Raw genomic sequence first — 21,518 nt, 5'->3', positions numbered from 1 at the left:
GGATGCCGGGATGACATCGTTTTCCATCGCTCGCGACTCGTTGGAGGGTCTGGCCCTCGGGGACGGATTCGGAGAGCGCTGGTTCCCCCTGTTCCGCTCACCCAAGGAGGCGTTCGAACAGATCCGGGCCCGGCGCACCCCGGAGGAAGGCCCCTGGCACTGGACCGACGACACCGCCATGGCGCTGTCGGTGTTCGGCGTCCTGACCGCCTTAGACGCGGTGCACCAGGAGCGACTCGCCCAGGCCTTCGCGGCGAACTACCGGGCGGATCCGGGCCGCGGGTACGGACACGGGATGCACCTGCTGCTGCCCGGACTGGCCGGGGATCCCGGGAGTTGGCGCACCGCCGCGCGGGAGCTGTTCGACGGCCAGGGCAGCCTCGGCAACGGCGCGGCGATGCGGGTGGCCCCACTGGGCGCCTGGTTCTCCGCGGACCTGGACGAGGCGTCGGAGCAGGCGGCGCTGTCCGCGGAGGTCACCCACGCCCACCCCGAGGGCGTCGCCGGGGCCGTGGCCGTCGCCCTCGCGGCGGCTCTCGCCGCCCGCGGCCGCTCCGGGCCCGCACCCGTCGGCGCCGGGCTGCTGGCCGAGGTCGCCGGCCGCACCCCGCGGGGCGCGGTCCGCGACGGCGTGAGCCGGGCCGCCGACCTGCCCGCCGACACCGAGCCCTGGCGCGCGGCCGACCTGCTCGGCAACGGGCAGCGGATCCGGGCGAGCGACACCGTCCCGTTCGCGCTGTGGTCCGCCGCGCACCACCTCGACAGCCTCACCGACGCCCTCTGGACCACTGCCGAGGGACTCGGTGACGTGGACACCACCTGCGCCATCACCGGCGGCGTGGTCGCCGCCCGCACCGGCCTCGCGAACGTCCCGCCGCAGTGGCTGGCCTGCCGCGAAGCTCTGCCCGCATGGGTCGCCGAGGCCGAAGCCGAGGCATAGGCGCCGACGCACAGGGGCCCTCGCACAGGGGCCCTCGCACCGTGCCGAGGTCACCGCCCCGCGGCGATGACCTCCAGGGCCGGGCGCGGCTAGCAGCCGGGCAGGGCCGCGACACCTGAACATTCGAGTTGGAACTGCATCGATGAGCGTCGGTTCCACCGCGGCGCCGGCACCCCTCGGGGGCCGGCGCCCGACACCCGAGTTCGGCGTCAGTAGATGAGCGTCACGTCAGTAGATGAGCGTCAGTAGATGAGGATGTCCCAGTGGCTGCCCTCGTTGCAGTACAGGTTGCCCGATGCGGCCTTCCACTGCGGGTAACCGTCGCCCCGGTAGCCGATGTAGGTGAAGCTGTTCTGAATGTAGTTGTCGATGCAGGAACTGCGGGCGATGTCGACCTTGTAGCCGTTGTAGTGGCTGTAGGTGCCGGAGGCGTGGCCCACCTCGGTCCCGCCGGTGATGTTGATGGCACAGCCGCTGGCCTGCTTCAGGGTGATGATGGCACTCACCGTGCCCGAGTTGATCTGGTCGAACGAGGTGCAGGTGGAGTTGGACCTGGTGGTACAGCCCCCACTGGAACTCCACGTGATGCCGGCGTTGCTGAGCTGACTGGCGGCCGTCGACTGCGACAGCTTGGTACCGCTGGCGCCGGCCGTGGGCGCCGAGACGGCGAGGCCGGCCAGGGCCAGGGCGACGACGGTGGCTGCGGTGCGTGGCTTCATCTGCATCTCCCGGTGAGGATGGCGTGCATCCGACTCGACTCCCGGAACCTGCCGCGCCTCGGCAGGAGGGCGGGAGGTCCGGCGCCGGGCCGACGGAACCGGCCCGGACGAAGGGGTCGTACGAAGTGCTGTGACGCGGCAGTGCTCCGGCGCGAGGGCCGACCGATCCGTCCGGCACCACCGCCCGCGGCTCCAAGGACACGAGGAGCGGGCTTCGAGAACCGGCATCGGACCATGATGGCCTACCGCTGTCTATGCGGGTAGACCCCGGTCTGTGAATTTCGCATGGCGGGGAGCGGCCTTCCGCGGGTCGAAACGCTCCGTCGACCGGCCGGCCGTGAAGCCGCCGACATCCACCGGCGTGCGACTGCCGAGGAGTTGTTCCCGGTCGCACGATCACCCGCGCAGTGGTCACCGCCCCTCGGCGATGACCTCCAGGGCCACCGCCGCGAGCTTCCCGTCCCCGAGCGGCGCGCCGATCACCCCGTCCGGGCCGGGCGCGGCGATCGCGCCCAGGAACTCGGCGTACAGGCCGTTGCGCAGCACCGTCCAGCGCAGCGTGGCGGACGCGCGCAGCCGGCGCTCCGTCCAGCGGTGGGCGAGGGCGTAGGGCAGGTGGTCGCCGTCGCCGGAGAGGCTGGTGTACACGAGGTGCTCGACCCGGCTCGGAGATCCGCTAGGGTCCGATGGCTCCGGCAACTCCGGCGGCTCCTGCCGGAGAATTCGCCGTCGCCCCGGGAATCACCGGCCGCGGAGGGCTGTTGCCCACGTACTGACGGACGATCAACAACGGGGGAATGCCATGGCGCACGACGACAACACCGTGCACGGGACGGTGGAGGCTGGCTTCGAGGGCGTCCGGGAGGAGTTCGCCGCGGTGCTGGACGAGCTGCGCGAGGCGCCCGAGGCGCAGCTCGTGGTCCACCACCACGGCCGCCGGGTGGCCGACCTGTGGGCCGGCCCCGGTACGACGGCGGACACGCTGACCGGCCTCTTCTCCCTCGCCAAGGGGGCGGCCCACCTGGTGGTCGCCCTCCTGGTCCAGGACGGCCTCATCGACCTCGACCGGGAAGTGGCCTCGTACTGGCCGGAGTTCGGGGCGGAGGGCAAGGACCGGCTCACCGTGCGCGAGCTGCTCGCCCACCGTGCCGGCCTGATCGGCGTCGACGGCGGCTTCACCGAGGCCGACCTGGCCGACGACCGACTGATCGCCGCGCGGCTCGCCGGTCAGCGGCCGTTCTGGGAGCCGGGAACGGCGTACGGCTACCACGCCTTCGTGATCGGCGCCCTGACGGGCGAGGTGGTGCGGCGGGTGACGGGCCGCTCGATCCAGGAGATCTACGAGGAGCGGGTCCGGGTGCCGTACGGCCTCGACTTCCACCTGGGTCTGCCGGAGGCTCTCGAACCGCGGTACGCCGAGGTGCTGCCGATGCTGCCGACGCCGGAGGAGGCCGAGCGGCTCGCCGCCGACGCGGCGGCGCCGGACAGCATCACGGGCATCGCGTTCAACCTGAACGCGGCCTCCCCGACCGACCCGGTGGCCTTCGCGAACTCCCGGGCCGTGCGGGTCCTCGGGCCCGCCTCCTCCGGTGCGATCGGCACCGCGCGGGGCGCGGCTGGGATGTACGCCGCGGCGATCAGCGAGGTGGACGGCCGGGCACCGCTGCTGAAGCCGGAGACCATCGCCGAGTTCGCGCGGGTCCGGTACCGCGGAACCGACCTCGTCGCCGGGAACGAGGACGTCTTCGGTCTGGGCTTCGAGGAGCTGAGCGGCCGTTACCGCGCCCTGGGCCCGAACGCCTTCGGCCACAGCGGGGCCGCCGGCTCGCTCGCCCTCGCCGACCCGGACAGCGGCATCGCCTACGCGTACACCCGCCGCCGCTTCGGCCTGCCGTCGGGCTACGGCGCGGGCCCGGAGAACCACCGGCTGATCACCGCCGCGGTCCGGGCGGTCTGAGAGCATCGTGCGGGCCGGAGCGGCACCGCTCCGGCCCGCACGACGGGCAGCGGCAGCGGAAGCACCGACGGAACGAGGAGTGAGGAGCAGTCATGGTGGATCAGATCAAGGAACCGGTGCGCCTCCCGGTCACCTTCGACCGGCCCCTGAGCCTGTTCGCCTACGTCATCGCGCACGGCCAGGTCCTCTTCCGTGGTGAGCAGGACGTCGAGGCCGGGCGGCCGACCACCCTGGAGGTGCTCTTCAAGAACGTCGGCGCGCTCTCGGTCGGCATGTGGTACCGCACGCTGACGATCCGGACCGCCTCCCCGGCGGAGGAGGAACGGGCTCTGGCCGCCGATCCCGACGGCGGGCGCGACCGGCGCGTGTTCATCCTGGAGACGGAGTCCGGCGGTGTCGGCCATGTGGTGGCCGGCGCGCTGTACTGGGCGGAGAGTTCCGCGCCCGCCGACTACAGCAGCTTCCTGATCCCCGACCACGAGCTGCCGAAGATCCGCCTCGACGGGCCGGCCCCGGCCAGGCCGGCCGTCGTCCGCACTCCGCTGTACTACTGACCCGGAGGCCGGTGGCCGTCAGCCGCCACCGGGCCTTCCGCGACGGGCTCTACCGCTCGTACGCCACCTCGGGGAAGCGCGCCGACGGCCCGTCGAGCAGGTGGTCGTCCTGGCCGCGCAGCCAGCGGTCGAAGAAGGACGCCACGTAGGTGCGGGTGGCCAGTTCTGCGCGGCCGGGGCGGATGTCACCGACGTCCTTGCGCAGCTGCTCGGCGCTGAGCACGCCCTGGCGGGCGAGTTGCGGCAGCAGCGGTTGGGCGTCGGTGTACGAGCCGTGGCGGGAGCCGGTGAGGGTGAGGTCGGCGTGCCAGCCGGTGCTGTGCTGCCACAGGGCGTTCCAGCCGGGCTGGTTGCGGTAGCTGCCGGAGTCGTCGCTTCCGGTGCCCATCAGCAGGAACGGGCGGTCCAGGCCGTCCTCGGCGACGCTGGGCAGGAAGACGCCGGTGTGGCCGTCGGGGCCGGGGAAGTGCATCTGCCCGTCCATGTTGATGCCGGCCGTGATCCGCGGGTCGTCGTGCATGGTCTGGAGCGCGGTGAAGCCGCCCGCCGACTGGCCGACCATGCCGATCCTGCCGAGGTCGAGGGCTCCGGCCACCCCGGCGGGCAGGCCGGGCTGCCCGCCCAGCTCGGTGAGCCGGTCCAGGACGAAGCGGGTGTCGGCCACCCGGGTGTCCATCGCCTTGCGCAGCACCGCGCCGATGTCCAGGCCGGGCTGCCCGAGCATGCCGGGGAGCACCGAGGGGGCCAGGTCGCCGCCGGGGAAGGCGACCTCGGAGGCCTCGTAGGTGTGGTCGACGGTGACCACCACGTAGCCGCGCGACGCGAGGTCCTCGACCAGCGCCGTCCCCCAGGTGCGCGGGTCGCCGAGGCCGGGCGAGTACAGCACGACCGGGCGCGGGCCGCCGGGCAGCGCCGGGGCGTCCTTGCGGGCGTGGGTGCGGATGGCCGACCAGTCGGTGCGGCCGGGCTCGGTGCCGTAGTTGAGCAGGCCGACGCCGTCCGGGCCGTCGAAGTGCCGCCCGGCGGCGGGCTCCATGTACGGGGCGCGGTCGTCGCCGGCGGCCGGGTGGGAGGTCGGGTACCAGAGGCTGATCATCAGCTCGCGCCGCTGCCCGGGGTGCCACGGGTCCTCCCGGCCGGCGTCGGTGAGGTGCAGCGCGGTGGTCCCGATCGGGTACGGCCCGCTGGGCTCCGGCAGCCAGGCCCGCGCCTGCCGTCCGGGGCTGCCGTCCCCCGGCGCCGCCGCAACCGCTCCGGCCGCACCGATCGTGCCCACTGCCGTCGCCGCCGCCAGCAGGACCGCCGCCACGGCCCGTCCCGGAATTCCCATGATGTCCCTCCGTGTTCCGATCGATCGAACACGCAGGACACTACGGTCGGGGACGGGCCGCGGCCGTCATACCAGGGGGCCAACCAGCCCCTGAATACCCGGGTATCACTCCCCTACGGGTCAGCGCCGGTACTGCCGCAGTTCCCTCCGGGCCAGCGAGCGCTTGTGCACCTCGTCCGGGCCGTCGGCCAGCCGCAGGGTGCGGTTGCCGGCCCAGAGCTGGGCGAGCGGGGTGTCCTGGCTGACGCCGGCCGCGCCGTGCGCCTGGACGGCCTTGTCCAGGATCCACTCGACGGTGCGCGGAGTGGCGATCTTGATCGCCTGGATCTCGGTGTGCGCACCGCGGTTGCCGACGGTGTCCATCAGCCAGGCCGTCTTCAGCACCAGCAGCCGCAACTGCTCGATGCGGACGCGGGATTCGGCGATCCAGTCCTGCACCACGCCCTGCTCGGCCAGCGGCTTCCCGAACGCCACCCGCTCGTTGGCCCGGCGGCACATCAGCTCCAGCGCCCGCTCGGCGATGCCGATGGCGCGCATGCAGTGGTGGATGCGGCCGGGGCCGAGCCGGGCCTGGGCGATGGCGAAACCGGTGCCCTCCTCGCCGATCAGGTTCTCCACCGGGACGCGGACGTCCTCGAACAGCACCTCGGCGTGGCCGCCGTGGTCGGCGTCGTCGTAGCCGAAGACCGTCATGCCGCGCTTCACGGTCACGCCCGGGGTGTCGCGCGGGACGAGCACCATGCTCTGCTGCCGGTGCGGTTCGGCGGCCGGGTCGGTCTTGCCCATCACGATGAGGATCCGACAGGCGGGGTTCATCGCCCCGGTGATGTACCACTTGCGGCCGTTGATCACGTACTCGTCGCCGTCCCGCTCGATCCGGGTGGCGATGTTGGTGGCGTCCGAGGACGCGACCTCGGGCTCGGTCATCGCGAAGGCCGAGCGGATCTCGCCGTCCAGGAGCGGGCGCAGCCAGCGCTCGCGCTGCTCGGCGCTGCCGAACTGGGCGAGCAGCTCCATGTTGCCGGTGTCGGGCGCCGCGCAGTTGAGCGCGGGCGGGGCCAACTGGATGCTGCGGCCGGTGATTTCGGCGAGCGGGGCGTACTGGAGGTTGGTCAGGCCGGCGCCGAGCTCACCCGGGAGGAAGAGGTTCCACAGGTTCTGCTTGCGGGCCTCGGCCTGGAGGTCGGCGACGACCGGGGGGATGGCCCAGGGATCGCGGTCCCGGTCGGCGAGTTGGGCGGCGAGGACGGGCTCGGCGGGGTACACGTGCTCGTCCATGAAGGCGAGCAACTGCGCGCGGACCTCGTTCGTCCGGGCGTCGTAGGCGAAGTCCATCGGTGTTCAGCTCTCCTTGAGGGTGCTCAGGCCGTGCCGGGCGAGGATCGGCGCCATCTCACCGGCGCGCTCGAAGCCGGCGCCCAGGGTGCGGCCCTGCCGGAAGCGGAAGTGGATGCCCTCGGCGACGGCGGCGAGCTTGAACGAGGCGAAGGCGACGTACCAGTCGAGGTCCTCCGCCCGGCGGCCGGTCGCGTCGGCGTATCGGGAGACGATCTCGTCGGGCTTCGGGAAGCCGGGAGCGGTCATGGCGGAGGGGATGATGCCGCCGCCGACGCCGGCGAGTTCGGTGTACATCACCAGCAGGCCGACGTCGGTGAGCGGGTCGCCGAGGGTGGACATCTCCCAGTCCAGGACGGCGGCGATGGTGTCGCCCTCGTCGACCAGGACGTTGTCGAGTCGGTAGTCGCCGTGCACCAGCGCGGGTGCCGGGGACACGGGCAGCCGCCGGCCGAGCAGGTCGCGCAGCCGGTCCAGGTCCGGCAGGTCGCGGCTGCGGGAGGCGGCGAGTTGCTTGGACCAGCGGCGCAGCTGGCGCTCCAGGTAGCCGTCCGGATGCCCGAAGTCGGCGAGGCCGACGGCGGCGGGGTCGATGCGGTGCAGGCCGGCGAGGGTGTCGACCAGACGCTGCCCGAGTGCGCGCACCCGCTGCTCGCCGAGGGCGGCCAGTGGGGCGGCGTCCCGGTGCGCGGTGCCCTGGACGTACTCCATGAGGTACCAGGGCGCGCCGAGGGTGTCGGTGTCCGTGTCGAGCAGAAGGGTGCGGGGCACGGGAACGCCGGTGTCGCGCAGCGCGGTCATCACGCGGTACTCGCGGCCCATGTCGTGCGCGGTGGCGAGGACGTGTCCGAGCGGCGGGCGCCGGAGGACCCAGTGGGAGGCGTCGTCGCTCAGCGCGTACGTGAGGTTCGAGCGGCCGCCCTCGATGAGGTCGGCCCGCAGCGGCCCCTGGAGGACGCCGGGCAGCTCGCGCTCCAGGTGGGACCGGAGGCGGGCCAGGTCCAGGCCGGGCGGGTCTACGGGGGTCTCGGCCATCGGGCGGCTCCTCGGGGAAGCGGATCATTGACTAAGCGCTTGCTTAGCATTCAACCGCAGGAGGCCCCCTGTCAATGCCGCGAACCCCCGCGCCGCACGGCTCGGGGCTTCGTTCGGGGCATGTCGCGGGCGGAGACGACGGCGGCCGGTCAGGGCTGCGGTTCAGCTGAACCGCAGCCCTGACGTATCAGGCCGAACTGCTGGCCGAGCAACCTGAGTCAGGTGCCGTCGCGAGGGGTCCTTCTGCTGACAGCCGATCGACCGGCCAAAGGCTGTCCCGCTTCGGCAGAGGGCGGCATGGTGTCGACCATGACTCAGGGATTCAGCGGTGACGTCGCCGGTTACTACGCGAAGTACCGCCGCGGATATCCGCCAGAGGCCGTCGACGCACTGCAGGCGACGTTCGGACTTCAGGCCGACGATGCGGTGCTCGATCTCGGGTGCGGCACCGGTCAGCTCGCCCTGCCCCTGGCGCGTAGGGTGCGCGCGGTCATCGGCATGGACCCCGAGCCGGACATGCTCCGGCTCGCAGGAGAAGCAGCCGCGAGGCAAGGCATCGGCAACGCGACGTGGGTGCTGGGCGCCGACAGCGACGTCCCGGCCCTCGGAGCCCTGCTGGGGCAAAGGTCATTGGCGATGACGGTCATCGGCAACGCGCTCCACTGGATGCGGCACGACGAGCTCTTCCGTGCGCTCGTGCCGATGTTCCGGCCTGGCGGTGGAATCGCTGCCGTGGCCAACGGCACTCCCCTGTGGCTGCAGGACAGCACTTGGTCACGGGCGCTCCGCGCCTGCCTGGAAGGCCATTTCGGCACCAGCCTGGAGGCGTCGTGCGGCACCCGGCCCGAGGACCGGGACCGGTACGCGCAGGCGCTCGACGCCGCCGGCTTCGAACGGGTGCAGGAAATCGTGATCGAGTACAGCGATGAACTGAGCTTCGACCAGCTCATGGGCGGCATCTGTTCCGCGATCCCCGCGGACAAGCTGCCTGAGTCGAAGAACCGGCCGGCATTCGCCGAGTACGTTCAACAGTCCCTGCCCGCCGGTCAATCCTCTTTTACGGAACACGTCAAGGTCTCCGTACTCGCGGGCCGGGTCGGGTAGCCCGCCGTCGACGGGCAGCGTGACGCAGTGGCCCAGGGGCCGGGAACCGGCCCCCGCCGGAGGTCCGGCAGGTCCTCAGCGGAAATTGATCCACCCCGCAAGGATGGCAATGACGAGCAGGACGAACAGACAGCTGCAGCATCCTCCGTCGTCGCCGTCGACCGCGTTCCGGATCCGGTCCCGTTCGTCCTGACGCCCCCGCTCATAGGCCCGACGCTCTTCCCAGTCCATGACCAGCCCTCCCCCGTGTGGCACGCGGCAGCTGGTTCGGCTCTCACCATGACGCAGGGAAGGTCAGCCCAACAGCCGCTCTCGGCAAGCGAGTTGGCAATGTTTTTCCCATCGGCCCGGCGAATGGCACGCTCGGTTGCCATACCGTTACCCTGCCGGGCACCGCCTACCCTTCCGGGATGGCTGGAATGAGAATCACCGTGTGCCTGCCCGGCGCGGAGGCGACCAGGGTGGACGAGGCCGTCGCGGAGGCGATGAAGCCGTTCGCTTCGGACGGCGTGGGCGCCTTGGAACGGGACGTGTGGGACGGCTACCGGATCACCGCCGGCGGTGGCCTGCCCGTCCTGGCCGGCTACGAGGACGATCCGCGTCTGCTCGCCGGCCGGCCTTTCGACGACGGGACGCCGGACCAGCCCGACCCCGGCCGGTGCGCGGGCGGACCGCGCGAGCTGATCGACTTCCGCGAGCGGCAGCGCGCGGAGGCCGCCGAGCACGCCGGCCTGGTCTGGGACCGCTGGCAGGAGGTGGCCGCCGGCTTCCCGGCCGCGCACGCGGAAAGCGTGTTCTTCCTGCGCCACCTCGCCGCCGGCGGAACCCGCGCGTCGTACGAGGACTCACAGGAGGCCGTCGACTTCCGGCTGCAGCCGGCCGTTCGGGCCTGGGTGGAGGATGTCGCGCCAGCCCTCGAACGGCTCGACCTCGGCGCCCACTTCACCTTCGGCTGGGACCCGGCGCTCATCGGCGAGCGCAGCCGCCGGGAGTACGTCGAGAGTTACGCGTTCAGCCTGCTGTTCCCGCGCAACGTGCTCACCCTCGGCGGGTGGTGGTGGGACGACGACGAGAACGAGGAGCCCCTGCACGGCGCCTGCCACGGTCGCGCCGCGTGCACCCACAAGCCGGACGTCCCCGGCACGCGCCACGACGTCCTGACCTATCTCACAGGCCTGCCCGGGAACACCCTGTTGGTCAACGTGCGCTGCCACGTCTGATCCGGAGCAGAGCCGAACCGTCCAGGCCTACGCCAAAGTGCGCGCCGGGGCCCTCGGAGCGGATCAGGCGTTTCTACACCCTCGCTGCGGCCGAGGCCTTCCGCCGGAGCCTCCGTTCCACGCCAGCTGCCTTGTGACACAGGGGAGTTGCTCGGCAACCCCTCCCCCTCCGCAGCCGCACCGGCCCCGCCTCGACAGAGGTCGATCAAAAGTGTTCTGATGATCACATTCATCGATCATCTTCCGAACATCGCCTGATCGAACATCAGAGAAATGGGGTCCGGTGCGGACTGCTCGCGGCTCGGCCATCCTGCTGGCAATGGGGGTCCTCGGGGCCTCCGCCCTGGCGACGGGATGTTCCGGCACGCAGAGCAGACCCACGGCCACCACCGGCACCACCCCGGCCGGCCCCGCCCCGAGCACCACCACCGAGGCCCCTGCCCCGCCACCGCCCGTTCCCACCCCCACCTGGGACGGCCAGGTCAAGGTGCTCGGCGACGGGTCCACCTCCTATACCGGCCCGCAGCCCAAGCAGCCCACGCCCGAGAAGCTCAAGCCCGGCGAGAAGCCGCCGCAGTTCGTCGTCTTCTCCTGGGACGGCGCCCTGGAGGGCGACGAGCGCATGTTCTCCCGCTTCCGCAAGCTCGGCGTGGAGAACAACGCCCAGATGACCTTCTTCCTCTCCGGCCTCTACGTCCTCCCCAAGTCCAAGAGCACGCTCTACAAGCCGCCGCAGCACAAGCCCGGCGACGCCTCCATCGACTTCGCCACCGACCCCCACATCAAGGACACCCTGGAACAGCTGCGCCTGGCCTGGCTGGACGGCAACGAGATCGGCACCCACTTCAACGGGCACTTCTGCGGCGCCAAGGGCGGCGGCGACTGGAGCACCGAGGAGTGGAAGAGCGAGCTCGACCAGTCCGTCTCCTTCGTCACCAACTGGAAGACCAACACCGGCTTCAAGGATCTCCCGCCGCTCCCCTTCGACTACACCAAGGAGCTGGTCGGCGGCCGAGCCCCCTGCCTGGAGGGCCAGAAGAACCTGCTGGCGGCCGAGAAGGCGACGGGTTTCCGCTACGACGCCAGCTCCCCGGGCGAGTTCCAGGTCTGGCCGGTGAAGAAGGAGGGCATCTGGAACTTCCCGCTGCAGATGCTCCCCTACGCCGGCAGGTCGACCCAGAGCCTCTCGATGGACTTCAACTTCCTGGCCAACCAGTCCGGGAACACCACCAACGGCGACCCCAAGAAGTACGACACCTGGGAGAAGGAGACCCGCGACAGCTACCTGGCCGGCTTCGAACGCGTCTACAACGGCAGCCGCGCCCCGCTCTTCATCGGCAACCACTTCGAGTCCTGGAACGGCGGCATCTACATGCAGGCCATCGAGGACGTGATGAAGAACGTCTGCAAGCGGGAGGGCGTCCGCTGCGTCTCCTTCCGCCAGGTCGCCGACTGGCTCGACGCCCAGGACCCGAAGGTCCTCGACCAGCTCCGCCAACTCGACCCCGCCCAGCCGGCCGACTGGTCCCGCCTGGTCAAGTGACCGGGCGGGACCGCCGTGATCGCAGCCCTCCGCGGGCCCCGGAGGCCGTCCGGATCGGGGCGTGCCACCGGGGTCCGCGAGGCCGAGCCGGATGCACGGGCACACGGCCTGACATCGCTGGTTCCCCAGGAGGACCAAGGTGCTCAAGCACCGGATCTCCGGCCACGCACCGTTGTTTCCGCTTCACTCAAGTTGCTTCACGTGACACGGCGGGCCCTGTCAGGGTCGGTTGCCGGAAAGTTCATTCCTTGTGAGGAAGGGCGGATCCCTTGTTCAACCGACGTAACGGAAGCGTGATCGCCGTGGCGGCGATCACGGCGGCACTCGGTCTCGTGCCGGTCGGCACCGCTCAGGCTGCGTCCTGTCAATGGCAGAAGACGGCTTGGGAGCTGCCGTCCACCGCGACCAGCGGCACGCTGTACGCAAGCGACGGCGGCCGGTACGGGGTCGGCATCACCGGAACGCTGTCCACCAGCTGGCCTTACGGCTACAAGGAAAAGCGCGGGACGCTGTGGGACAACGGAAAGGTCGTGCTGCAGCTCCCCGCGGACGGCCCCCACGTGTCGGACGTCAACTCGGCCGGCCTGATCGCGGGCGACGACATCGTCAACAACAAGTTCACGGCCGTGACGGTGAGCCCCACCGGGACGACGACGGCGCTGCCGTCCAACCCGGCCTGGGGTGGCGCGTCGGCCAAGGTGATCAACAATGCCGGTGACATCGCCGGGACCGCCTCGGTGGGCACGAAGAACATCCTGGTGGTGTGGCCGGCGAGCGCACCGGGAACGTACCGCGAACTGTCTCTCCCCGCGACCGGCCTCCTCTTCGTCACCGACATCGACGAGCAGGGCCGGATCGTCGGGTACACCGACGCGGGTGGCTTCGTCACGGACACCAACGGTCAGTGGCACGCGCTCGCCGCGCGCGGCTCCGGCGCCGCGGCCACTCCGTCGGCGATCCGGGACGGGCGCGTCGTCGGCGACGTGACCAACAGCACGAGCTACGCCGCGGCCGAGTGGAACGATCAGGGTTCGCTGGTCCGGACCATCAGCAATGGCGCCATCGAGGCAACGGCCATCGGCGGTAACGGAACCGTGGGCGGCAGCGCGTACGTCGGGTCGACCGCACGGCCCGTCCTGTGGCGTAACGGCGTGGTCGCGGACTCGTTGTCCGCGGTCTCGGCCAACTTCTCGATCGACGCGATCAGCACCGACGAGAAGACCCTCATCGGGAACGACACCTCCCGACCCGCGCAGTACACCTGCTCCTGACGCACCTTGTCGGGTCGAACACACAGGTGACGGCAGGTGACGCAGCCGGCCGGCGCCGGTGAGCTCCAGCAGGATCGGACGCAGCCCCGGGTTCCCACCCGGGGCTGCGTTCCGTGGTACCCCGGCCCGGGTGCTCACCTCGGCGAGGGTGTCCGCGATCGGGACGCCGATGACCAGGACGGTCGGACGGGCCGAACAACTGGCGCTGCTGGAACGGTCCGAGGCCGAGGGGGGCAGCGCCCGGGAGACCCTCGAACTGCTCTGGGAGTGGCTGACCGAGCCCCGACACCGGGGCACGCTACGGCTGTTCTTCGAGGGGTACGTCCGCGCCTTCGGCCACTGTGAGCCATGGCTGGACTTCGGCAGCGCCTCCCTGGACGAGTGGCTGCCACCGCTGGAACGCGTCCTCGACGGCACCCGGGCGAACCCCACCGTGGTGCTCGCCGTCCTGCGCGGCCTGCTGCTGGACCTCCTCGCCGCCGACCCCGGCGAGTCCGGCGAGTCCGGCGACACCCGTGACACCGGCGACAACCCCGGCAAGGACGGCTCCCACGCCGATCGGGTCCACGCCGCCTGGTGCGCCTTCCTCGACGCCACCCTCGTCTGAGACCCCGACAACGGGCCCACGATGCGGGCCTGCGGAAGGCAGTCGACCGCGACGACACCGCTTGCACCGACCGGCACGGAGAGCGCCGCCGCGGGGGCCGTGGCCCACGGCCCCCGCGGCCGGTCGGCCTACCGTGCGCCCGTGGACTTCATGTACGTGGTCCAGATCCGGGTCGGCAGGGCGGCGTCCGAGGTGTCCGGGGCCGCGCCGCCCAGGCCTTCGAGGGAGAGCAACTTCATGTCCTTCAGGTCCGCACGGAAGACGGTGACCGCCGTCGACAGCTGCCCGTTGTAGCCGACGCACCACCCTGCCGTGCGGTCCGCGGTGGTGCCGGGTTTGGCCGCCAGGCCCGGCCCCGCCTCCGCCACGGACGTGGCGGCTCCGTCGCGGACCGAGCCCTTGAGCGCCGCGTCCACCTCGCCCGCGACCGCCGGGGTCAGTGCCTGGACGGCGGTCGGCAGGCTCAGCGGGAGCTGGACGCCGTTGCGGGAGATCGCGAGCACCGAGTACGGGTCGGTGTGGTTGCCGCCCGCCGCGAAGGCGGCGTACGCGTCGGCGGTGCGCAGGGCGCTGGGGGTGGAGTTCCCGACGCCGAGGGCCGGGACGAGTTCGCCCAGGCTGTTGGGGAGCAGGCCGAGGTCGGTGGCGGTCTTCTGCACCCGGTCCAGGCCCACGTCCATGCCGAGCTGCATCAGCGGCCCGTTGACGGACTGCTCGACCGCGTTCCGCAGGGTGATCGTGCCCCAGTTCCGCTTGCCGTCGTTGGCGGTCTTGACGATCTTTCCGTCCCGTCCCCAGTACGGCCCTTCCGGGGTCATCACGTTCACCCCGTCGTCGCCGTTGTAGGTGGTGGCGGGGGTCACCGGGGTGCGGGTGCCGCCCCGCTGGCGCTGCGCTCCCTGACTGAGCCCGGCGGCGTACACCACCGGCGTGAAGGCCGAACCGATCGGCACGGTCGAGGTGTTGGCGTTGTTGAAGCCCTGCTTCAGGTAGTCGGGACCGCCGTAGAGCGCGACGACCCGGCCGTCCGGGGCCACCGAGGCGGCGCCGACCTTCAGGAGCCTGTCGGCCTCCCGGTTGTCCGGGTCGATCCCCGCGGTGCCCTCCCGCACGGCGGCGGCCAGGGCGTCGACCTTCGGCTTCTCGAAGGTGGTGCGGATCTGGTGGCCGCCGAGGTCGAACTGGGCCGGGGTGATGTCGCTGTGGCTCTCCACGTAGGTGCGGGCCATGTCCACCAGGTACCCGATCTGGCCGCTCAGCCCTGCCGACTTCGGCTGCGGCTTGGGTTCGGGGAACACCGTGTACCGGGCGCGCTCGGCGGCGGACAGCTTGCCCACCTCCACCATCCGGTCCAGGATCCAGGACCAGCGCTCCTCTGCCCGTTCCCGGTTCGCCGCGCCGACCCCCGGGTCGTACTGCCCGGCACCCTTCAACAGGGCTGCCAGGAAGGCGCCTTCGCTCGGGTCGAGCTGGGAGACGTCCTTGCCGTAGTAGGCGGCCGCGGCGCGCTGGATGCCGTAGCTGCCGCGCCCGAACCAGCTGGTGTTCAGGTAGCCCGCCAGGATGTCCTGCTTGCTCATCCGGTCGTCCAGCTTGATCGCGATGACGATCTCGCTGAGTTTGCGGGACATGTCCTGGCGCTGGTTCAGGTAGATGTTCTTGACGTACTGCTGGGTGATGGTGGAACCGCCCTGGGTGTCACCGCCCGTGACCATCTGGACGACGGCACGGCCGATGCCGGTCACGGAGATGCCCGGGTCGGTGTAGAAGGTCTCGTTCTCGGCGGCCAGCACCGCCCACTGCACCGGCTCCGGAACCTGGCCGAGCGGCACCTCCTGCCGGTTGGTCGGGCCGATCCGCGCCATCTCGGTGCCGTCCGCCCAGTAGTAGACGTTGTTCTGCTGGGTGGCGAAGGAGTTGAGGTCCTCCGGGACGGCGGTGTTCACGTAGAACCAGACCAGCCAGCCCGTCAGCGCCGCCGCACCCGTCCCGGCCACCAGCAGCAGCTGCCGCCAGGACGGGAGCCAGCGGCGGACCCCGCGCCGCCCGCCGCGCGGGTAGTCGACCCTCAGGGACGGGCGCCGCCCTCGTAACGGCCTGCCGCGCGGTGGGAACCGCCACCGTCGGCGCCCGGACTTCTCCTCCTCGGCCCCGCCGTCTTGCTGCGCACGCACCGTCCGGTCTCCGATTCGCTCGTGGGACTGATCCTCCGTACACATAGACGCCCGAGGAACATCAGTACGTACGCCTGGTCATGGTGTGATCATGGTCATACTCCGGGCGACGGACGGACCACGGACGAACGACGGACGGACGACGAACGGCTCGGCAACCGGCTCGGCGGACGGCCGGCCGAGGGCCGCCGACCGGCCCGCGGCAGCGGGACCCGGCCCGCGGCAGCCCCCGCGGCCCGTCAGAATGGCGCCATGAGGATGATCCAGACCGCGCTCGGCGCGCTGCTGCTCCTGCTGGTCGTCGGCAGCATCCTGCGCACGCTGGTCGTTCCGCGCGGGCTCTACTCGGCGCTGGTGATGCGGCTCTGGCGGGTGCTGCGCGGGCTGCTGCGGCTGTCCGCCATGCCGGCCGGCGGCTACCACGCGCAGGACCGGGCGCTCACCTGGCTGGCGCCGCTGGTGCTGCTGGGCATGCTCGGGGTGTGGCTCGGCGGGATGCTGACCGCCTACACCCTGCTGCTGCACGGCACCTCCGACCTCAGCTGGTCGGTGTCCGTGCGCGAGGCCGGGTCCAGCCTGTTCACCCTCGGCTTCGCCAGCGGCGAGCGGCTCCAGCTCTCCGCGATCGACTTCATGGCCGCCGCCAGCGGCCCGCTGGTCATCGCCCTCCAGATCTCCTACCTGCCGACCCTCTACGCCGCCTACCAGCGCCGCGAGACCGAGGTGACGCTGCTCCAGTCCCGGGCCGGCGAGCCCGCCTGGGGCCCCGAGCTGCTGGCCCGCCAGTCCCTGGTGGACACCGAGACGGCGCTCCCCCAGCTCTACCGGGACTGGGAGCGGCTGGCCGCCGACATCGGCGAGAGCCACTCCAACTACCCGGTGCTGCTCTCCTTCCGCTCCCCCCAGCCCAACCGCAGCTGGGTGGTCGGGCTGATCGCCGTGATGGACGCCGCCGCCCTGCACCTGGCGCTCTGCCCGCGCTCGGCCCCGCCCGAGGCCCGGCTGGTGATCCGGGCCGGCTTCACCGCGATGCGTGACATCGCCCGCTCGCTGCGGATCCACTTCGACCCCGACCCGGACCCGGACCTTCCGATCCGGCTGACCTACGCCGAGTACCTGGGCGCCGTCGCGATGATCACCGCGGCCGGCTTCCCGCGCGAGCGCCCGGCCGAGGACGCCTGGGCGCACTTCCACGGCTGGCGGGTCAACTACGAGGCGCTGGCGTACGAACTGGCCCGCCGCAGCGACGCCGTCCCGGCGCTGTGGACCGGCCCGCGCGACTTCCGCGCCCCGGTCATCCCGCCGGCCCGCCCCACCGACCGCCGCCCGTCCTCGACCCTGCCGCCGCTGCCGCCGGGCACGCCCTGACGGACGGCTTCCCCCGACGGCGGCGGGTGCCGCATGATCGGACGGTGCGGTTGCCCGACGGCGTCGACGGCACGTGGGCCGAGCTCGCCGCCGGGCACGAGGAGGTCGCGCTCCGTCCCTACCGGCTCCGAGCCCTCCCCGGGCCCCGCCGGGTCATCTGCTCAGACCTCCACCGGTCCGCCGCTCGCCAGCGAGCGCTCAGCGCCGACCAGGATCTCCACCACCCGCAGCCCGAAGTCCGCCCCGCAGGGATGCGGCTCGCCGGAGGCCGCCGAGGCCTGGAGGGCGTCCAGTGCCCGGTGCAGCGCCGCGACCGGGCCCTCGCCGCGCTCGGGCAGCTGCACCACGCCGTGCTCGCCGCGCAGCTCCATGCCCGTCCCGCCCGCCGCGAGCGGCGCGGTCAGGCTGAGGACGAGCGTGCTGGAGGCGCCGCCCGCGTGCCGCACCACCAGGTGCACGGTGTCCAGCGGGCCGGCCACCGCCGTCACCTGCGTCGCGTCGCCCAGCACCGGCAGCAGCACGGACAGCGCGTGCGGGCCGACGTCCCACAGCGCGCCCTTCTCCAGGCGCCACGGCGAGGCCGCGTACGGGCTGGTGCTGCCGGGCGCGAACACCGAACCGAGCCAGTCCGAGCGCCCGGTGAACCAGCCGCCGAGCTGCGCCTGCCGCTCGATCCACGGGATCTGCGTACCGCCGAAGCGCACGGTGAAGAAGACCACCGAGGCGACCTTGTGCTCGCACACCGCCTCGGCCACCGCCTTGGCGTCCGGCACGGTCAGCGCGACCGGCTTGTCCAGCAGCAGGTGGCAGCCGGCCTCGGCGGCCCGCACCGCGAGACCCGCCTGCACGGTCGGGGGCAGCGCGATGGAGACCGCGTCCACCTCGGCCAGCAGCCGGTCGAGGTCCGCGTACCCGGGCACGCCGTGCGCGGCGCCCAGTGCCTCGGCCGCCTCCGGACGACGGCCCCAGACGCCGGTGAACTCCAGCCCGGGGTGCTCGGCCAGGACGGGCGCGTGCACCCGCTCCGCCCAGGGGCCGGTTCCCAGCAGTCCGATCCGCACGATGTGTCCGTTCCTTCGTGTTCCGTGTGTTCCGTCGCCGTCGCGGTGTTCTGTCGCGGTGTTCCGGCGAGTCCCGTGGTTCAGCCCTGGACGCGGGCCAGGGTGAAGCCGTCGTAGCCCTTGCTGCCGACCGTCTGCACCGACGTCGCGGTGACCCTCGGCTCGGCCGCGATCAGCTCGTGCAGCGCCCGGGTGGCGACCACCGCCGGGTCGGTGCTGGCCGCGTCCGCGACCGCGCCGCCGCGCACCACGTTGTCGACGATGATCAATGAGCCGGGCCGGGTCAGCTGGAGCGCCCGGCGGAAGTACTCCGGGTTGCTCGGCTTGTCGGCGTCGATGAAGACCAGGTCGAAGGGCTCCACGCCCTGCTCCACCAGCTCGGCCAGCGAGTCGGCGGCCCGGCCGACCCGTACCTCGGCGACCCCGGCCAGCCCGGCGGCCGCCAGGTTGCCCCGGGCGACCTCGGCGTGCCGGGGGTCCAGCTCCAGGGTGAGCAGGGTGCCGTCCGCCGGCAGCGCCCGGGCCAGCCAGATCGCGCTGTAGCCGCCGAGCGTGCCGACCTCCAGGATCCGCTTCGCGCCCTGGGTCAGCGCCAGCAGGTGCAGCAGCTTGCCCTGGTTGGGGGCCACCGCGATCTTCGGCAGCCCGGCCGCGTCGGCGGCGGCCGTAGCGGCCTCCAGCGCCGGATCGGGCCCGACCAGTTGCTCGGAGAAGTACGCGTCCACGGCATCCCAGGTCGGCTGCAAAGACATCGGGCCCTCCAGAGTGCAAGATCGGCAGGTACCCGGCCGATGCTACTCCGAGGGCCCGAGGGCACCACGACGGTCACCGTGGACGACCGATCGAGGGACCGGTCGGTCGAGCGGTCAGTCGGCGACCGGCTCCTTGGCAGCGGCGGCGGCCTTGGCCGCCTCCTCCGCCTCGATCTTGGCGTGCGTCTTGGCGGCACGGCGCTTCATGATCCAGGCCGAGAGCAGACCGATCACCAGGGCCGCGCCCAGGCCCGCCCAGGAGAACCGGGCCAGCCAGGGCTCGATGCTCTTGCCGACCTTGTAGACCAGCATCGTCGTACCGCCGGCCCAGACGATGCCGCCCAGCACGTTGGCGATCAGGAACTTCCAGTACGGCATCTTCAGCGCGCCGGCCAGCGGACCGGCGAAGATGCGCAGCAGGGCGATGAACCGGCCGAAGAAGACCGCCCACATGCCCCACTTGTGGAACGAGCGCTCGGCGGTGGCCAGGTGCGAGGGCCCGAAGTGCTTGGGGAACTTGCGTCCCAGCTTCTCGAAGAGCGGCTTGCCCCCCTTGCGCCCGATCGAGTACCCGATCGAGTCGCCGATGATGGCGCCGGCGATCGCGCAGGCCGCGACGCCCCACGGGCTCACCACACCCTTGACCGCCATCAGGGACGCCGTGACCAGGGCGATCTCGCCGGGCAAGGGAATGCCCAGCGATTCCAGCCCGATGATCAGACCGATCACGGCATACACCGCCGTGGGCGGAATCCCCTCGATCCAGGCGTCGATGTGCAAGGCCAGTCCCTCCGTGGCAGGACGGGACCGGCCGCGCTCCCCCTGGAGCGGCGTGCCGGTCCCGGCAGTTCGTCCGATGGCGGCACCCAGGCCGCTCCCCCGGAGCGAGCCTAACGTGCCGGGTGGCCTGTCCCCCCGGCCGATCACCGGTGGTTACGACGTACGCCCCCACACCATGGTTCCAGGTTGACCAGCGTTTCTCCAAGATTCGGCAAAGCGCGGTACGACCACCGCCTCGACCGCTTCGGCCGGGGCGCCGGGTTCCCGGGCCGGCGTCCCGGAGGAGGCGCGATCGCAGGCGTGGGACTTTCGGTGGCCCCGGCCTCCGGGCCGCCGTCGAGCCCGAACCCCCGGGCCCGTGGAAAGCCTCGCGGCGGTGCCGGGGTGTGCCTCATCACACGGTCAGTCCCGCAGATCACCGAGCCAGCGCAGGGCCCGCAGACCCGGCAGGAAGCAGTACTCGCCGCCGCGGGTGACGACGAACCGCGGCAGCGGGGGCAGGCGCCGGCGCACCGGCCGCCGGGGGACGGTGAAGCCGTCGCTGCCGTCGTGGGACCCGACGACGGGGTCCTTGGCACCGGCTGAGCCGAAGAACACGCTGTCGTTCATCCACTGGGACTGGACGAACTCGAACTGCCGCCCCGGGTGGGCTCCGATGAACGCGAACATCAGGCCCCGGTCCGCCCCGTCGTCCTCCAGCACGTCCGCGGGCAGCGGAGGGCCGTAGACGGCGCCGCGTCTGATCATGCGGTGCAGGCGCACCTCGCCCGCCACCGGGGCGTCGCGGGGGTTGGCCCGGCGGATGTGACAACCGCCAGGGGTGATGAACCCCACCGGATCCTCCCGTGCGTACAGGAAGGTGTTGCGCCGGCCGGGGTCCGCGCCGAGGGCGGGGTCGTCGTGCTGCGGGCTGAGTGCCAGCGGAGCTCCGCTGCGCCAGCGGCCCATGATCTTGGCTGCCAGCAGTTCCTCGTCCTCGGGACCGGTGGCGGCCTGGCGCAGGTAGCGGCGGAACGCGGCGACGTCCTGGTGGAGTTTGCGGAAGACCGCGTAGCTACCGTTGCGTCCCAGCGCCTCCGGCTGCGGGGTCCGGGTGCCGCCGAGCTCGTCCTGGTAGCCGAGCACGAACTCGCCGGCCTTCAGCGGCGCCTCCGACCGGTTCGACCCGGCGATGCCGCTGCCTTCGACGGCCGGGTGGCTGACGCCGTCACGGTATCCGAAGTGCTCGGTCTCGGTGGGCAGCGCGTAGCAGTCCTGCCGCCAGACCTCGGTCACCCCGGCGAGCCGGTCGTAGGCGAGGCGGGCCCGGTCGAGGGCCGCCGCCAGCTGCTCGGGGTCGGGTGCGACCGCGGTGAGCACCACATGGACGTCCGGGGTTCCCAGTGGCACCTCCCAGTGCTCGGGGCTGCTCTCGCCGTCATCACCCAGTGCTCCGGCACGGGCGGCCATTCCCTGCCGGAACTCCCACGCGAACGTCTCCAGCGATGAGCGCGGCACACCGAGGGCCTCCAGCCCGTGGCGGGTGACCGCGACGCTCACCCACGTCTCCCCCAGGGGGCTGACCGAGTCGCCGGCCGAGGTCACCGTCGCGCTCGCGCGCCGCATCAGCTCCCGCCCGTGCGTTCGGTCGTCGATGCGGAACACCAGATAGGTCGCCGCGTACGGGGTCGGCCGGGGGCTGAGCACTCCACGCTGGATGTCGTCGAGCTCCAGTGCGGCTCGCGGTTCGTTCACGGGAGCCACCTCCTCGCCGCTCTCTGCAGCGGCC

20 protein-coding genes are annotated in these 21,518 nt (G+C 72.0%); 9 read left to right on the top strand and 11 right to left on the bottom strand.

Annotated elements, in window-relative coordinates:
* The first annotated feature begins 10 nt into the window (after positions 1 to 10).
* A complete protein-coding gene (locus ACIRRH_RS09485; protein ID WP_403064106.1) occupies positions 11 to 940 on the top strand; it encodes an ADP-ribosylglycohydrolase family protein in 930 nt (309 codons plus the stop codon).
* A gap of 242 nt (positions 941 to 1,182) precedes the next feature.
* Here the strand turns inward: ACIRRH_RS09485 and ACIRRH_RS09480 are convergent, their stop codons facing one another.
* Together ACIRRH_RS09480 and ACIRRH_RS09475 are read right to left on the bottom strand one after the other, a co-directional pair.
* Positions 1,183 to 1,665, bottom strand: coding sequence for a hypothetical protein (locus ACIRRH_RS09480; RefSeq protein WP_403064103.1), 483 nt, complete (start codon positions 1,663 to 1,665; stop codon positions 1,183 to 1,185).
* 405 nt (positions 1,666 to 2,070) lie between these two features.
* On the bottom strand, positions 2,071 to 2,307 hold the full coding sequence (locus tag ACIRRH_RS09475; RefSeq protein WP_403064100.1) for a hypothetical protein: 237 nt from the start codon (positions 2,305 to 2,307) through the stop codon (positions 2,071 to 2,073).
* A gap of 154 nt (positions 2,308 to 2,461) precedes the next feature.
* Between ACIRRH_RS09475 and ACIRRH_RS09470 the strand changes: the two genes are divergently transcribed.
* Complete coding sequence (locus ACIRRH_RS09470) at positions 2,462 to 3,616, top strand: serine hydrolase domain-containing protein (protein WP_403064097.1); 1,155 nt, start codon at positions 2,462 to 2,464, stop codon at positions 3,614 to 3,616.
* Positions 3,617 to 3,708: 92 nt separating this feature from the next.
* On the top strand, positions 3,709 to 4,170 hold the full coding sequence (locus ACIRRH_RS09465; protein WP_403064094.1) for a hypothetical protein: 462 nt from the start codon (positions 3,709 to 3,711) through the stop codon (positions 4,168 to 4,170).
* Positions 4,171 to 4,219: 49 nt separating this feature from the next.
* Here ACIRRH_RS09465 and ACIRRH_RS09460 read toward each other — a convergent pair whose 3' ends face one another.
* From ACIRRH_RS09460 to ACIRRH_RS09450, 3 genes are all read right to left on the bottom strand, one after another.
* Positions 4,220 to 5,500, bottom strand: coding sequence for an alpha/beta hydrolase family protein (locus ACIRRH_RS09460; protein WP_403064091.1), 1,281 nt, complete (start codon positions 5,498 to 5,500; stop codon positions 4,220 to 4,222).
* Positions 5,501 to 5,620: 120 nt separating this feature from the next.
* A complete protein-coding gene (locus ACIRRH_RS09455; protein WP_403064088.1) occupies positions 5,621 to 6,835 on the bottom strand; it encodes an acyl-CoA dehydrogenase family protein in 1,215 nt (404 codons plus the stop codon).
* Positions 6,836 to 6,841: 6 nt separating this feature from the next.
* Positions 6,842 to 7,870 (bottom strand): phosphotransferase family protein, encoded by a 1,029-nt coding sequence (locus ACIRRH_RS09450; RefSeq protein WP_403064086.1) that lies wholly within the window; start codon positions 7,868 to 7,870, stop codon positions 6,842 to 6,844.
* A gap of 309 nt (positions 7,871 to 8,179) precedes the next feature.
* Between ACIRRH_RS09450 and ACIRRH_RS09445 the strand changes: the two genes are divergently transcribed.
* Positions 8,180 to 8,974 carry a class I SAM-dependent methyltransferase gene (locus ACIRRH_RS09445; RefSeq protein ID WP_403064083.1) on the top strand — a complete coding sequence of 265 codons (795 nt, stop codon included), beginning with the start codon at positions 8,180 to 8,182 and terminating at the stop codon, positions 8,972 to 8,974.
* Positions 8,975 to 9,049: 75 nt separating this feature from the next.
* Here the strand turns inward: ACIRRH_RS09445 and ACIRRH_RS09440 are convergent, their stop codons facing one another.
* Entirely contained in the window at positions 9,050 to 9,205 is a 156-nt protein-coding gene (locus ACIRRH_RS09440) for a hypothetical protein (RefSeq protein WP_403064080.1), read from the bottom strand.
* Between the two features lie 179 nt (positions 9,206 to 9,384).
* Between ACIRRH_RS09440 and ACIRRH_RS09435 the strand changes: the two genes are divergently transcribed.
* From ACIRRH_RS09435 to ACIRRH_RS09420, 4 genes are all read left to right on the top strand, one after another.
* Entirely contained in the window at positions 9,385 to 10,194 is an 810-nt protein-coding gene (locus tag ACIRRH_RS09435; RefSeq protein ID WP_403064077.1) for a hypothetical protein, read from the top strand.
* Positions 10,195 to 10,513: 319 nt separating this feature from the next.
* Positions 10,514 to 11,737, top strand: coding sequence for a hypothetical protein (locus tag ACIRRH_RS09430; RefSeq protein WP_403064075.1), 1,224 nt, complete (start codon positions 10,514 to 10,516; stop codon positions 11,735 to 11,737).
* A 269-nt stretch (positions 11,738 to 12,006) separates the two neighbouring features.
* Positions 12,007 to 13,008: a hypothetical protein gene (locus ACIRRH_RS09425; RefSeq protein WP_403064072.1), complete on the top strand. Its 1,002-nt coding sequence runs from the start codon at positions 12,007 to 12,009 to the stop codon at positions 13,006 to 13,008.
* A 169-nt stretch (positions 13,009 to 13,177) separates the two neighbouring features.
* Positions 13,178 to 13,615: a hypothetical protein gene (locus ACIRRH_RS09420; RefSeq protein ID WP_403064069.1), complete on the top strand. Its 438-nt coding sequence runs from the start codon at positions 13,178 to 13,180 to the stop codon at positions 13,613 to 13,615.
* A 128-nt stretch (positions 13,616 to 13,743) separates the two neighbouring features.
* Here the strand turns inward: ACIRRH_RS09420 and ACIRRH_RS09415 are convergent, their stop codons facing one another.
* A complete protein-coding gene (locus tag ACIRRH_RS09415; RefSeq protein ID WP_403064066.1) occupies positions 13,744 to 15,789 on the bottom strand; it encodes a transglycosylase domain-containing protein in 2,046 nt (681 codons plus the stop codon).
* A gap of 252 nt (positions 15,790 to 16,041) precedes the next feature.
* Between ACIRRH_RS09415 and ACIRRH_RS09410 the strand changes: the two genes are divergently transcribed.
* Positions 16,042 to 17,157 carry a hypothetical protein gene (locus tag ACIRRH_RS09410; protein WP_403064063.1) on the top strand — a complete coding sequence of 372 codons (1,116 nt, stop codon included), beginning with the start codon at positions 16,042 to 16,044 and terminating at the stop codon, positions 17,155 to 17,157.
* Positions 17,158 to 17,318: 161 nt separating this feature from the next.
* On the opposite strand, the gene ACIRRH_RS09405 is transcribed toward ACIRRH_RS09410, so the two are convergent.
* From ACIRRH_RS09405 to ACIRRH_RS09390, 4 genes are all read right to left on the bottom strand, one after another.
* Positions 17,319 to 18,218 carry a Gfo/Idh/MocA family protein gene (locus ACIRRH_RS09405; protein WP_403064060.1) on the bottom strand — a complete coding sequence of 300 codons (900 nt, stop codon included), beginning with the start codon at positions 18,216 to 18,218 and terminating at the stop codon, positions 17,319 to 17,321.
* An 80-nt stretch (positions 18,219 to 18,298) separates the two neighbouring features.
* Entirely contained in the window at positions 18,299 to 18,970 is a 672-nt protein-coding gene (locus ACIRRH_RS09400; protein ID WP_403064057.1) for an O-methyltransferase, read from the bottom strand.
* Positions 18,971 to 19,084: 114 nt separating this feature from the next.
* Entirely contained in the window at positions 19,085 to 19,750 is a 666-nt protein-coding gene (locus ACIRRH_RS09395; RefSeq protein WP_403064054.1) for a DedA family protein, read from the bottom strand.
* A 402-nt stretch (positions 19,751 to 20,152) separates the two neighbouring features.
* Positions 20,153 to 21,484 carry a Dyp-type peroxidase gene (locus tag ACIRRH_RS09390; RefSeq protein ID WP_403064051.1) on the bottom strand — a complete coding sequence of 444 codons (1,332 nt, stop codon included), beginning with the start codon at positions 21,482 to 21,484 and terminating at the stop codon, positions 20,153 to 20,155.
* Positions 21,485 to 21,518 lie beyond the last annotated feature (34 nt).

The sequence above is a fragment of the Kitasatospora sp. NPDC101235 genome (genome assembly GCF_044767505.1).
In the GTDB taxonomy this organism is placed as follows: Bacteria; Actinomycetota; Actinomycetes; order Streptomycetales; family Streptomycetaceae; genus Kitasatospora.
Note: the sequence above shows the minus strand (reverse complement) of the source record. Positions and strands in the feature narration are given on the sequence as shown.